The sequence below is a fragment of the Pseudoalteromonas undina genome (assembly GCF_000238275.3).
In the GTDB taxonomy this organism is placed as follows: domain Bacteria; phylum Pseudomonadota; class Gammaproteobacteria; order Enterobacterales; family Alteromonadaceae; genus Pseudoalteromonas; species Pseudoalteromonas undina.
On record NZ_AHCF03000003.1, the window covers coordinates 1455193 to 1468791 of the forward strand.

The 13599-nt window shown below is 39.8% G+C and carries 13 protein-coding genes; 6 read left to right on the forward strand and 7 right to left on the reverse strand.

Going from position 1 to position 13599, the window contains the following annotated elements; all coding sequences use genetic code 11:
* Positions 1–33 precede the first annotated feature (33 nt).
* A complete protein-coding gene (locus tag PUND_RS10385) occupies positions 34–906 on the reverse strand; it encodes a LysR family transcriptional regulator (RefSeq protein WP_174375334.1) in 873 nt (290 codons plus the stop codon).
* Between the two features lie 130 nt (positions 907–1036).
* Here PUND_RS10385 and PUND_RS10390 point away from each other — a divergent pair, with 130 nt between their 5' ends.
* Together PUND_RS10390 and fghA are read left to right on the forward strand one after the other, a co-directional pair.
* The gene (locus PUND_RS10390; protein WP_010389878.1) at positions 1037–2158 is read left to right on the forward strand and encodes an S-(hydroxymethyl)glutathione dehydrogenase/class III alcohol dehydrogenase; all 1122 of its coding nucleotides are present in this window, start codon (positions 1037–1039) and stop codon (positions 2156–2158) included.
* Positions 2159–2216: 58 nt separating this feature from the next.
* Positions 2217–3059, forward strand: coding sequence for an S-formylglutathione hydrolase (fghA, locus tag PUND_RS10395; RefSeq protein WP_010389877.1), 843 nt, complete (start codon positions 2217–2219; stop codon positions 3057–3059).
* Here the strand turns inward: fghA and PUND_RS10400 are convergent.
* A complete protein-coding gene (locus PUND_RS10400) occupies positions 3013–3387 on the reverse strand; it encodes a hypothetical protein (protein WP_010389876.1) in 375 nt (124 codons plus the stop codon). The two genes, fghA and PUND_RS10400, sit on opposite strands and share 47 nt — an antisense overlap.
* 202 nt (positions 3388–3589) lie before the next feature.
* On the opposite strand from PUND_RS10400, the gene PUND_RS10405 reads away from it, so the two are divergent.
* Positions 3590–4774 carry an acetyltransferase domain-containing protein gene (locus tag PUND_RS10405; RefSeq protein ID WP_010389874.1) on the forward strand — a complete coding sequence of 395 codons (1185 nt, stop codon included), beginning with the start codon at positions 3590–3592 and terminating at the stop codon, positions 4772–4774.
* A 52-nt stretch (positions 4775–4826) separates the two neighbouring features.
* Here PUND_RS10405 and PUND_RS10410 read toward each other — a convergent pair whose 3' ends face one another.
* A complete protein-coding gene (locus tag PUND_RS10410; RefSeq protein ID WP_010389872.1) occupies positions 4827–6734 on the reverse strand; it encodes a beta-ketoacyl synthase in 1908 nt (635 codons plus the stop codon).
* A gap of 128 nt (positions 6735–6862) precedes the next feature.
* On the opposite strand from PUND_RS10410, the gene PUND_RS10415 reads away from it, so the two are divergent.
* A complete protein-coding gene (locus PUND_RS10415) occupies positions 6863–7873 on the forward strand; it encodes a GlxA family transcriptional regulator (RefSeq protein ID WP_021033106.1) in 1011 nt (336 codons plus the stop codon).
* A 129-nt stretch (positions 7874–8002) separates the two neighbouring features.
* Positions 8003–9232: a sensor domain-containing phosphodiesterase gene (locus tag PUND_RS10420; RefSeq protein ID WP_010389868.1), complete on the forward strand. Its 1230-nt coding sequence runs from the start codon at positions 8003–8005 to the stop codon at positions 9230–9232.
* Positions 9233–9245: 13 nt separating this feature from the next.
* On the opposite strand, the gene PUND_RS10425 is transcribed toward PUND_RS10420, so the two are convergent.
* The 3 genes from PUND_RS10425 to PUND_RS10435 are packed head-to-tail and all read right to left on the reverse strand — an operon-like array spanning position 9246 to position 12311.
* Positions 9246–9758 (reverse strand): MgtC/SapB family protein, encoded by a 513-nt coding sequence (locus tag PUND_RS10425; RefSeq protein WP_010389865.1) that lies wholly within the window; start codon positions 9756–9758, stop codon positions 9246–9248.
* Positions 9759–9771: 13 nt separating this feature from the next.
* Positions 9772–10917, reverse strand: coding sequence for a GNAT family N-acetyltransferase/peptidase C39 family protein (locus PUND_RS10430; protein ID WP_010389863.1), 1146 nt, complete (start codon positions 10915–10917; stop codon positions 9772–9774).
* Positions 10917–12311, reverse strand: a complete 1395-nt coding sequence (locus PUND_RS10435; protein WP_010389861.1) for a RimK family protein — start codon at positions 12309–12311, stop codon at positions 10917–10919. The genes PUND_RS10430 and PUND_RS10435 overlap by 1 nt, the downstream gene beginning before the upstream one ends.
* Before the next feature lie 311 nt (positions 12312–12622).
* Here PUND_RS10435 and PUND_RS10440 point away from each other — a divergent pair, with 311 nt between their 5' ends.
* Positions 12623–12958: a zinc ribbon domain-containing protein YjdM gene (locus tag PUND_RS10440; RefSeq protein ID WP_010389859.1), complete on the forward strand. Its 336-nt coding sequence runs from the start codon at positions 12623–12625 to the stop codon at positions 12956–12958.
* 52 nt (positions 12959–13010) lie between these two features.
* Here the strand turns inward: PUND_RS10440 and PUND_RS10445 are convergent, their stop codons facing one another.
* Complete coding sequence (locus PUND_RS10445) at positions 13011–13562, reverse strand: dienelactone hydrolase family protein (RefSeq protein WP_010389858.1); 552 nt, start codon at positions 13560–13562, stop codon at positions 13011–13013.
* Between the last annotated feature and the right edge of the window lie 37 nt (positions 13563–13599).

The window sequence follows — 13599 nt, forward strand, 5'->3', positions numbered from 1 at the left end:
TTGGCTATATTATAAGCAAATCACTAAGCCAAGCTAAACTTTTAATCCTGTTACTAGATAATCAAGTAATACCCGTACATTAGTAGCAACAAATTGCCGAGGAGGATAGAGCCCCCACACACCCTCTTGCTGAGGTTGATAAGCTGTTAATATTGGTACTAACTGCCCTGTTTTTATCTCATTCTCTATGTAGTAATCCGGCAACTGAACAATACCCAACCCTTTTTTAGCGCCGTCAACCAGTGCCCAACCGCTATTGCAATGCAACCGCCCTGCTACTTTAATATGTTTGTCACGACCGTTTTCATTTACTCGCCAATAACTACTGTTACCAATTAAGCATTGATGCTGGTTAAGTTCACCTAACGTATGGGGTTCGCCAAAACGCGCTAAATAGCTTGGTGCAGCACACATAATAAATCGCCGAGAGCTCAAGCGTCGCGCTTTTAAAGTCGAATCTTTTAAATGGCCTAATCTAATGGCTAAATCAAAGCCGCCCTCCAGCAAGTTTTCTTGCTCGTTAGAAAGCGTTGCGATTACTTCTACCTCGGGGTGATCATGCATAAACGAATGCACTATCGGCATAATAAAACTTTCACCATACATAACCGGTGCGGTTAATTTAATTTTACCTTTAGGGGATGTTTGCACAGACGCGAGCCCCTGAGTGGCTTCATCCATGGCGTGTTGTAAATGTTTTACTTGGTGTAAAAACTGCTCACCTTCTTTGGTTAATACCACCTTTCGGGTCGTACGCGTTAAAAGTTGGGTATTTAACCGTTGTTCAAGCTTAGTAACATGGCGGCTAATATGGGCAACCGATAGGCCCAACGCCTGTGCAGCTTGAGTAAAACTTCCCTCTTCGCCAACAGCAATAAACTCATCAATCCCTTCCCAACGCATCATTATTACCATACTGTAAAAGTGTTTTATTAATTTAGAGATTATCATTGTTATAGAAATAAATACAATAGGCACATCACCCAAACAGTTTGGGTCTACAATTGATATTCAAACCACTATAAAGGATATACACATGTCTGAATTTATAAAATCAAAAGCAGCGATTGCCTGGGGCCCTAATCAGCCTTTAAGCGTTGAAGAAGTTGACGTGATGATGCCTAAAAAAGGCGAAGTGATGGTAAAAATTACTGCCACAGGTGTATGCCATACAGATGCTTTTACTTTATCAGGTGAAGATCCAGAAGGCATTTTCCCCGCTATTTTAGGCCATGAAGGTGCTGGGGTGGTTTACGCTGTGGGCGAAGGAGTTACAAGTGTAGAAGTTGGCGATCACGTTATTCCTCTATACACCGCAGAATGTGGTGAATGCAAAATGTGTACTTCAGGTAAAACCAACTTGTGCTCTGCTGTACGCGAAACACAAGGCAAAGGCTTAATGCCAGATGGCACAACGCGCTTTTTCAAAGACGGCCAACCAATTTATCACTATATGGGGACGTCGACCTTTTCTGAATACACAGTACTTCCTGAAATCTCGCTAGCTAAAGTAAATAAAGAAGCCTCTTTAGAGGAAATTTGCTTATTGGGCTGCGGTGTCACTACCGGTATGGGCGCTGTAACAAATACGGCAAAAGTAACAGCGGGCGATACGGTGGCAATTTTTGGTCTAGGTGGCATTGGTTTGTCGGCCATTATTGGCGCCAAAATGGCTGGTGCAAGCCGTATTATTGGTATTGATATTAACACCTCTAAGTTTGATCTTGCGACTAAACTCGGTGCTACCGACTTAATTAATCCAAAAGACTTCGACAAGCCAATTCAAGAAGTGATTGTAGAGATGACCGACGGCGGTGTTGATTACTCATTTGAATGTATTGGTAACGTTGATGTAATGCGCTCTGCCCTTGAGTGTTGTCATAAAGGCTGGGGAGAGTCTGTAATTATTGGTGTAGCTGGTGCTGGCCAAGAAATTTCAACTCGCCCGTTCCAACTTGTTACTGGCCGTGTATGGCGTGGTAGCGCATTTGGAGGCGTTAAAGGTCGTTCGCAACTTCCTGAAATTGTAGAGCGTTACATGGCGGGTGAATTCGCTCTTAATGATTTTATTACCCATACCTTGAGCCTTGAAGAAATTAACGATGCCTTTGATTTAATGCACGAAGGTAAGAGTATTCGTACTGTTATTCATTACTAATTTCTTTTAATCACCATTACCAGCCGTTGCTATTAAGTAACGGCTTTTAAGGATTGTTATGTTAGAAAATATCTCAACAGCAAAAGTGGCTGGTGGCTGGCATAAGCAGTATAGCCATACTTCCTCAAGCACCCATTGCAGCATGCATTTTGCGGTATTTTTACCACCAGGCGCCAGTGAAAAAAATAAAGTACCAGTACTTTATTGGTTATCAGGATTAACCTGTACCGATGAAAACTTTATGCAAAAAGCAGGCGCGTTTAAAAAAGCGGCGGAGCTAGGCATTGCTATTGTCGCACCTGATACCAGTCCGCGTGGTGAAAACGTTCCTAACGAAGATAGCTACGATTTTGCCCAAGGTGCAGGGTTTTACGTCAATGCAACGCAGGCACCTTATAATACTCATTTTAATATGTACGATTATGTGGTGAAGGAACTACCTGCATTAATAGAGCAACATTTTCCAGTAACAACTAAAAAAGCAATTTCTGGGCATTCTATGGGTGGTCACGGCGCATTAATGATTGCCCTTAAAAATCCTAAAGCTTATACCAGCGCTACAGCATTTAGCCCAATTGCAAACCCGATAGATTGTCCTTGGGGTGTTAAAGCCTTTACTGGCTACTTAGGTACTGATAAATCAGTCTGGGCAGAATATGATAGCTGCGAATTAATGCAACAAGCCAAACAAGCTGATTATTTACCTATGTTGGTTAGCCAAGGTGATGCAGATAACTTTTTAGATGAGCAACTTAAGCCACAAAAGTTAGTAACTGTAGCTACACAGAAAGGCTATCCGTTAACACTCGAAATGCAAGCTGGTTACGACCATAGTTACTATTTCATTAGTAGTTTTATAGACCAACACTTATTATTTCATCATCAGTTTTTAACTGCTTAGATTCATTACTGTGTAGAGTAGATTTATCGACTTCTACACATTCTTTTAAGACCTTAGTAACCTGCCTACATTTTCTAATCACACCGTCATCTCCTTTTACTAAACTAAATACTGCAGAGTCTATTTTTAAACCTAGCTCTGCAAAAGAAAATCCGTCCTTATCAACGGGAACTGGCTCAAATGGATTTTCATAAGGAGTAGACCGAGCTGGATTTTTCATCCGCTGATTTTCTTGTGCATTTGAGGCTGCTTGTCCATCCAACATAACGCCAAAAAATGTACAGCCATTAAGCATCAGCAATAGTGATAAAAAAAATATTTTTTTCATGTTTAACCCTTTAGTAGCTTCAACTTTAACTATTTAGTTAATAGAGTAACTCCATTAAAAAAGTAAAACTGTAAAAATCTGTTAGTAAGTGAAAATTGTTTACAACATAATTTATACTAAAGTATTTTATTATCACTCTCGCAAAATGATATAATATAACATATAATTAAACTCGTTTTTTCATCCATACCAAAGCATATTTATGTCATTACCTTTATCTCAAAATCGTTTACACCATATAGACTTACTCCGAGGTCTTATCATTATATTTATGGTGATTGATCACGGCATGTATTATTGTCTAAATTATTCAGTGACCGATCCCATGACCATACCAGGAACAGATGCGCTTACTTTTTTCACTCGTTTTATATCGCACTTTTGTGCGCCATTATTTGTATTTTTAGCGGGCCTTTCAGCTGCGATAACCGAGCATAAATACACTTCCACGCAAGCTTTTTCAAAAAGTTTAATTATACGTGGACTAGTGCTTATATTATTTGAATTTACTATTGTGTCATGGTCTTGGAGCTTTAATCCACTGTTTCCAATGTTATACGCTCAGGTTATTTGGGCGATAGGTTGGGGATTTATTATTCTAGGGCTTTTACGCTTAATCGGTCTGTATGCAATTTTTGCCATGGGCTTAATTTTAGTATTTGGCCACAACTTATTTGATGCCGTCAACTTTGAGCCAAATACAATCGCAAATACGATATGGTCTATTTTACATCAGAAAAATGTACTCGAACTTCCTTTTAACTTTAAAATTAGAACCACCTACCCCGTAGCTCCTATTGTTGGGTTAATGGCGTTAGCCTATTGTGCAGGTGTTTATTACAAAGCCAAGCAATACAGTAACCGAGTTATGGATTATGGCTTAATTTTGGGTGTAAGCTGCCTAGTTTTATATACGCTTTTGCGTGGCTTTAATCTTTATGGTGACGCGTCAATATTTACGATTAGTGACTCTTATTTACTCACTATAATGTCATTTTTAAACCCGACCAAATATCCACTTTCCCTGCAGTTTATGTTGTTAACCGTTGGTATAGGCCTAATTATGCTTAAACTATTGAGTAAGCTAAAAAGTGATTTTTCGCCAAAGTTTTTACAAGTATTGGGTAAAACCAGTATGTTCTCGTACTTAGCCCACTTGTATTTACTGCATGCAATAAGTTGGTTACTTCTCCCTGTTTTAGGCTTTAGTTTTTCTGATATGACTTATGGCGAAACACTGGTGGGTTTACCAACTGGATACGGTATGAGCTATGTTGCAACACTGCTATTTATTGCAGTTGTAATTGGCCTAACAGCCGTTCTTGCCAATTATTATCTAGCATGGAAGCAAAAAAATAAACACAGTTTAATTGCTAAGTATATTTGAACAAACATTAAAAAAGGCGCTATAAAAGCGCCTTGCTAACAAGTATGTGTGCTTAGAACATATCTTGATAGGAATTTGTTGTACTAAATGTAATTGCTTTTTCAAAGCCTGGCAGCGTAATGCTGTGCTCATCTAAAACAATCTCATTTTCATCAATCAAGCCATCACCAAAACGGTAAATTAGCGAGTATTGACCTAAATCGGCTTGCGTTTGGTAAATATGCTGTGCATCTTTTACTTGGCTATGTTTTTCAACATAGCTGTTCATCAGTGCATCACCATGGCGTTTAGCAAGCATTTGCATGGTTACTTTTGCGCTCAGCACAGTCGCTGTTGCATTATTTCCACCAAAGCCTTTTGAGTTAATAAACGCAATATCCATATCACCACAATCGTAGTGGCTATTACGAATATCTAAATGTTCGCTGTAAACATCGTCGGCTACTTTATCAATGGTGGTAATACCCGGCATAATATTATGACTAAATACACCTAACGTAATCGCAAGCTGATCGCCACTAGCAGGCGCAATAGTATGGCCTACATAGGCTTTAGGCGCAGTCACTTTCCAGTTATCAATAGCAAATGTTTGCGCTACTTTATGATAAATTAAAGATTCAGTAACACGATTTTGTGGCGTACTTGAGCCGTGCGCTAAAATAAAGCTACGTTGTTGCAGTGCCTCTTTACCTAACAAGCTAGTAGCAAGTGCTGCTGATTTCGCCATGGTGATGTAATTGCCAGGCCCAGGTGAGGTAATTGACTTTTTAACTCCATCGGCATTCACAAATACATCCGGCACACTGCCCATAATATCTGCACCGAGTTCCAGAGCCAGTGCATCATCCATTAATATAGCAACCTGAGCCCCCTCACCTAAGGTAAAACCGCAGTTCTCACCAAATGGACGACTACTTTTACGGTAATCAGGCTCATCATCATTGGTTAAATTATCTAAACGGCGCAAACCTTCAATATTAGCCAGCGCACTCATATTACCAAAACCTTCAACCACTTCTGGAGTAATCGCACATTCAACACTGGCAACCACTGCAACACGGGTACGACCAGCTTGAATATCGTTAACGGCAGCGCGCAAGTTATATAAAAATGTGGCACATGCGCCTGAAGTTGAAAAAGTCGTCCCCACATTCCCAGTAACATAGGCGTTAATAAAATCGGTCGACATCGTATTTAAACCCAGCGCTAACTGTTTAGTACTAACACGATCGCCCTGCTGACGCGCTTTAACTAAACCACCTAAGCCTTTATCATCCATTTGACCAATAACCGATGCTGAATAGGTACCAATTTTATCTGGCTCTACGCTATTCATAATATGTTGCCAATCAAGTCCTGTTGATTTTATTGCATCGGTGGCAGCAAATATGGTCGCTTGTAAACCGCGCGGCTGGTAGCGGCTGTTATACATAATGGCAGGATCAAACCCGGTTGGAAATTGCCCAGCCGACTTAATCGGGTTATCACGGGTTGAGTCATGTTTTACATCTAGCTCAGCAGCAATCGTGACTTTTACTTTTTTATTATCAAGGTCATCTATTTGCCAGTTGCTTGGTAAAGGCGATGGTAAGTCACGACGACGTGTTTCAAACACAATTGCACTATCATCTGAAGCCGTTAAAGTCATTTTTTGCTGCCAAGGTGTGGCATCAACGTCAAAATGTTCTTTTTCAATTTTTCGAATTAATGTACCAGCAATAATTTGCTCACCAAAGCGTGCTTCAATGTCGCTTTGCTCAACATGATTACCTTGGCTGTCTTCAAGTTGGCCGTTTACTGTAGTCACTAAGTTCATTAATGTGGCAAGGCCTAAAAACGTTTCTTGGCGAGCTTGCGCCGCTAAGCTATCTAACACGATACGACGATAACCTTGATGAAAAGAAGTACGGCCAGCGGCATTAATGCCTCCCATGCCTACAATAACGGGTAATGCAGTCATAATTTACCTTTAAAATGCGTGTTATAAGAATATGACATTAGTTTAATTGGATTATAGAGACGTCTTTGTGCTTTAATAGCCAAATAAGCGGCATAAAAGGCCAAAAACAACTGGTCGGAGCATTCACAATGAGCAACAACCCATTAACTCCCCCCATAAATATTGGTATCGCAGTGTTTGAGCATTTGTTGGTAACCAGTCTCACATTACCGATTGAGATGCTGCGTGCGGGTGAGGCTTTTGCTAAAGGCCATAGTGATAAAAATAACTTTAAACCTCTGGCTATTCATTTAGTGGCTAAAAATAGTGATGCCATTAAGACGCGAACTGGACTATCGATTATTCCTGATTGTACTAGCGAAAACTCACCTTATTGCGATTTAGTTATTGTGCCTGGTATTTGGCGTAACCCTCGCCCGGTGATACGCGCTAATCAACAATTAGTCACTTGGCTGATCGAGAGCTTTACCGTAGGAAGTCATATAATTGGAGTAGGCACAGGTAATTGTTTTGTTGCAGAGGCTAGTTTACTTGACGGACATCCCGCTACTACCCATTGGCATTATGCTAAACAGTTTAAGCATGACTACCCTAATGTAAGTTTAAAACCTGATTTTTTTATCACCCAGTCAGAACGTATGTATACCGTAGCCAGTTTAAATGCACTTGCTGATGTTATCGTACATATTATTAGTCAATATTATGGTAAGGAAGCGGCACAACATGTGGAGCGCAACTTTTCCCATGAAATTCGTAAACCCTATGAAGATCAACGTTACTTAGAGGGAGCAGTAGATAGACACCCAGATGAGCTGATTGCACAAATACAGTTTTGGTTAAAAACCAATCTAGCCAGTGAGCTCAACTTACAGGAGGTTGCGGCTCAATTTAGTCTAAGTTATCGCACCTTTACCCGTCGCTTCAGAAGTGCCACTAACCAAAGTCCAATCGAATATTGGCAACAATTACGAGTAGAAGGCGCCAAAGATTTATTGGCATCTTCTAATTTATCGATTCAGGAAGTTGCTTTAGAGGTTGGCTATAATGACCAAGGGCATTTAACCCGAGTATTTAAAAAAGTATTACGCCAAACACCCAGCGAATACCGTAAAGTCGTGCGACGAAAATTATTTGGTTAAGTTTTAACTAAACCGTGTTCACTTTTGATGGTTAGCAAAGATTGATATAGCCTTGATTAGATTTTTTTATATATATAAATTATAGTATTACGCATGAAGCGTGGTGAAATTAATACAGGGAGATAGCTGATGGATAAACTTACCAATCTGCTTGTCGATCAACAAAGCAACGCATCCATTGAGGCTAAACTAGCTGACTTACTCGCGTTAGTTCGCAAACATTTAGATATGGATGTTGCTTTTATATCTGAATTTATTAACGATGAGCGGGTTTTTAAAGTGGTCGATAATCCCTCTGAAAACCAAATTGTTAAAGTGGGTAATGCCGATCCGATTAATGAAACGTATTGTCAAAAAATCACCGATGACAAGCTTAGTCCTATTATTACTAATACCAACGCAAACCCAATAACCAAGGCTATGCCCGTAACCGAAAAGTTAGGTATAGGCGCCTATATCGGTGTACCTATCAACCTGTCAAACGGTAAATTATACGGTACTTTTTGTTGTTATAAATCACACCATGATGAGAGCTTGAACGATCGCGATTTATCGTTTTTAAATATTATTTCGGAAATAGCGACTGGCTTAATTGAAAAAAACTTATCAAAAAGTATATCGCGTAATCACGCCAAGTCAGCTATTGAGCAAATTATTAGCGATAATGATATTAGTATCTACTTTCAACCTATTTTTAGTTTAAAAAATAATAAAGTTGCAGGTTTTGAATCACTTGCTCGATTTTTTACTACGCCTTATAAAACTCCTGATGTATGGTTTAAAGAAGCAAAAAAGGTTGGCTTAAATGAAGCATTAGAAATGCTAGCCATTAAAAATGCAGTCACCAACATAGCCAAATTTAATAATTCAACTTACATTGCCATTAATTGCTCACCATCGCATATCCTAAGCGGTGCACTTAAAAATACATTACAAAACATTGACTGCACTAGGCTAGTATTAGAAATTACTGAGCATTCGCCAATTTCCGACTACGAAAAAATGCGAGCTGCACTTAGGCCTCTCAGAAACAAAGGCCTTCGCTTGGCTATTGACGATGTAGGCGCAGGCTTTTCGTCATTTCAGCATATTTTAGAGCTTGAAGCCGATATTATTAAATTAGATATCAGCCTCACACAGAATATAAACACTGATGATCGTAAGTTTTTGCTAGCAAAAGCACTGTGTGGGTTTGCAAAAGCAATCGACTGCACCATCGTTGCCGAAGGAATTGAAACTGAAGAAGAACTCAACTCGTTAAGAAAGCTCAATGTAGATAGTGTGCAAGGTTATTTTATTGGCCGCCCCGCAGCAATTAACGATGCACTTAGTTTGTTAAACGCAACTCTACCAGCATAAAAAACGCCACTATTTAGTGGCGTTCGCTATCTGTACCGTCTTTTCGATAATAACGTTTGTGATAACTTTTTACTTTAGCGTGCACACCTTTGCTAAGACTTTTAAACTTAGCTTCGAGCACATCAACACCATATAAAATACCAACCACCAATATAGAAAGCTTAATTGCTGCACCTAGGTTTTCGGTTGCGATCATCACCCCAATAGACGCAAGCACCCAAATAGTAGCCGCTGAGGTAACCCCTACCACGGCACCGTCTTTTGCTAGCATAACGCCTGCGCCTAAAAAGCCAATACCCGTGATTATTTGCCCCACTACACGAGAATGATCAATCACATCTCCTTGTAAGTTAAACGCCGTTGATAAAAACAAATATGTACCTAAGGTTATTAACGCTGATGTGCGAATACCTACGGGTTTGCCGCGCAATTGGCGCTCTATACCAATAATAGCGCCACAAAAAGCAGCGGTGCCGATGGCTGCCCATGAGTAAGGCGCTACGTCGATAAAATCTAAAAATGTCACTTAATATCCTAATCTATTTTACTTTACCAATAGCAACTGCCGTTCTGAGCCTTTGGCTACCAAATGCCGACATTTTACTAAAGTCGCTACGTGCAATTGGTACGTACTGACAATCTATTGCTAGCTGGTTATCTTTTCCAGGCTCGCAAAATGGGTCATGTACGTAAACACAATGTGCATCTAAATGGGTTACACACACCCAGTGCGGTGATTTTTTACCATCAAACCGATACGTACTAATTAACAGCAACACACTAAACCCCTGACTCAACCAGTTTTCTATGTCAGTTAATTCAACATCTTTTTGTGTAACTGAAATATTTGCCGCTGCAATACCCTCAACAAACTGTTGATGAACCGTGGCCAATACTGATTTTTTGTTATCACTGCGAACCCCATCTAAAAATAATGGTTCAGATGTATTAACAATTACCTCACTTGTAAAACCGCGTTTATTTGCAGCCAGTGCCAAGCCAAATGGGTGACAACCGCCATGCCCAGAGGTCATAAAAATCGTGGTGCCTTCACGCCACAAAGCTAATTCATGTGACTGACTCAGCTCTGTGTTTGAGTCAAGAGCAGCCATTGCCATTAATAACGCAGCAGGGCCACAGGTAAACTCGGTGGTTTGCTGATACCATGGCGTTAAACGCTCAACCTGCAACTCACTGGTTTGGCGAATATTTTTTTGCATGCGTAAGGCATCACTGTGATCGTCATAATAATCACTGTATTGACCAAATACGCGATACCCCACACTTTTATAAAGCCCAATGGCGCTGTCGTTATTTACTGCAACTTCTAGGCGCAAATAAATACGTCCACGCTCACTGGTCGCTTTTTCAAGTTCATTGAGTAATTTTTTGGCTATGCCCTTGCCCTGCATTGTTGGTAATACGGCTAACGAATACAAACGCGCTAAACGCGTGCCTTTATGGCACCACACTAAGCCATAGCCACATAGTTGCGCATTTTGCTCAGCAACTAATAAAATCCCATGTTTAGCCCCAAGCCAGCGCTTTAAACTACGCGCACTTAGCTTATCGTTACTAAAGCAAGTATTTTCAAGCGCCACCAACGCCTTTAAGTCAGTGGTTATTGCAGGGCGAATAACTAGCTTGGTCGTCACTGTTACTTTTTCAGCCAAAGCAATAGGCATTAGCCGCGGCCTCGTGCTTCTAACCGCTGTTTAAACTCATCCATTATGATCATGTATAGCTCGTCACCTAAGTAACCATCTTCTACTTTGTGATCAATGCTCGGGTTGTCGTTTACTTCCAATACATACGCACGACCTTGGTGCTCTTTAACATCTACACCGTATAAACCTTTACCCACTGTTTTGCAGGCCTTTAAAGCAGCGTCTAACACAGCTTTTGGTAACTCAAAGGTTGGTAGAGTTTCAAAGCCACCGGAAAAAAACCGTTTTGCGTCATGGTTGTATATTTGCCAATGGTTACGCGCCATTAAATAACGACATGCATAAATAGCACGACCATTAAGTACCCCTACGCGCCAATCGTATTCGGTGTACATGTACTCTTGTGCCAATACCAACGCACTCAGTGCGAATAATTCACTAAGCTTAGCTTCTAATTCATCACGATTAGCAACTTTATAAACGCCTTTTGAAAACGATCCTTCTGGCATTTTTAATACCAGCGGATAAGTAAATGCTGCTTCTAATTGTTCAAGCGTTTGGACTGATTGATCAGCCACAACTAGCGTTTTTAAGCTCGGTACTTTTTGATAATTAAATGCATCATGTAAGTACACTTTGTTACAGCACCGTAAAATAGACTCCGCATCGTCAATCACCACTAAACCAAGGCTTTGCGCTTTACTTGCAAGGCGGTAGGTTGGGTGATCAATCGCTGTTGTTTGACGAATAAACAACGCATCAAATTGGGCAATATTATCTATTTCCTCAAAGCTGAGTGCTTTTGCGTTAATACCATGTTTCGCTGCTGCTTTTATAAAGCGAGCTATTGCATCTTTATCACTTGGCGGTACTTTCTCGTTATGATCAACCAAGATCGCCATATCCCAACGAAAACGGCGTTCTACTTTACCAATACGCCATTGCGTTTGGGTAAACTCATTGAGCTTTTCAATAAACGCAGCATATTGTTGCTCACTTAATGAGGTTAAAGAGCCTTGTTGCAATAAACCTTGCTGATCGACAAATAAAATAGGAGCTGGGTATTGTTTAAATACCGATTTAGCCGCTTTACCTTGTAATTCGTTTAGAGCATTACCAAAATAAACTGCGCCATCAATATGCCCAGTATTTAAAATAGGTGCTTGTCCACTTCTAAGCGCGTTTATTGTTTTAACGCTTGGTAATACTTGGTGTTTGCGGGCTTCTGCAAGCAATGAACAATAATAACCCTTACTCAAGTATTGGCTTGAGTCGCATAAATTAATAATGCGGGTTTTAGGTTCGTTACGTTTGGGGTAATCTCGTAAATAGGTGTCAAATGTAATTACATTTTCAAATGAAAGAGCAACTGCTTGCTCATTGTTATCAACCACAATTAAGGTTTTAAACACGACTTTTCCTAGTTAAGTCAAAATATAAATTATACCTTGGCTAGTTAGCTCAGGTAGTTAAACAGCAAATAGAAACACCTATCGCACTAAGTGCAGCAAATAGCAAATCACTTAATACGATAGGTGCTTTAACGAATATCTACTATAAACGTTAGCGCTTAAATTGCTTAAGCGACATGTGATTTATAAGCCCTTTTTTAAATACACACAAACGAGATATTTTTAGCGTGAAGATAAAAATATTTGATGAACTTTTTTATTGTTAATTTGTGTTTTAAAATAGCCAAAATTTACCACTAAAAGTGATCATTATGTCTCTTCCCGCTTGCCCTAAATGCCAATGTGAATACATTTACGAAGACCAACAGCTGCTTATATGCCCAGAATGTGCTTATGAATGGAACCCAAATAATACAAGCGATGAAGACGCTATTTTGGTAAAAGATGCAAACGGCACTTTACTAGCCGATGGTGACAAAGTAACCGTTGCGAAAGATTTAAAAATTAAAGGCAGTTCTCAGGTTATAAAAATTGGTACTAAAGCTTTGGTAAGACGTGTGCTTGATAAAAAAGATCACCAGCTAGATTGTAAAGTAGATGGCATTGGCGAAATGATGGTAACGGCTAAGTTTGTGAAAAAAGCCTGAAATTACAAAAACTCACTTGTAAAAATTAACACAAAGCAATAACGCTTAACTGCTAATTTTTTAGCTCTTTAGATAGCGCAGCTAATGTTTGATCGTAAGCATTCTGATTAAAGTTACTTGAGTGTGGGTTCATAAAACCATGTAAGTAATCAACATGCTTTACGTTAACATTAGCCTTTGTTGCAAGCTCCACCTGTAATGATTTAACATCAAAGTGCGGCTCATAATGCGGAAAAATGAGTTCAATCTCAAATTGTGGTTGTATATCTGTATGGTGCCTAATTTGCGAGCTGTAAAAACAAATGCCCTTAGCTATCGTTTTAATCGCCGGGTGTGCAGACATTGACCAAATTGCCGATGCGCCAACACTAAAACCAATCAATATGGTGCTGCCAGCGAGTGGTTTAATCGCTTTTTGTAAAATAGCTACATACTCATCAAGGCCTATATGCTGACTAAAATACTCATAGGCCTGCTGTTCACTGTTAAATGCCATATCAACCCCGCCATAGGGATCGACAATAGACTGAGCGTTTAGTTTTTCAGCAAATGCTTTTAAAGCCGCTGTATTACCAAAAATATCACTGACCAATACCAAGTTCATAAACGGCTCATCTTTAATTTTATTCTATAAGTTTTAG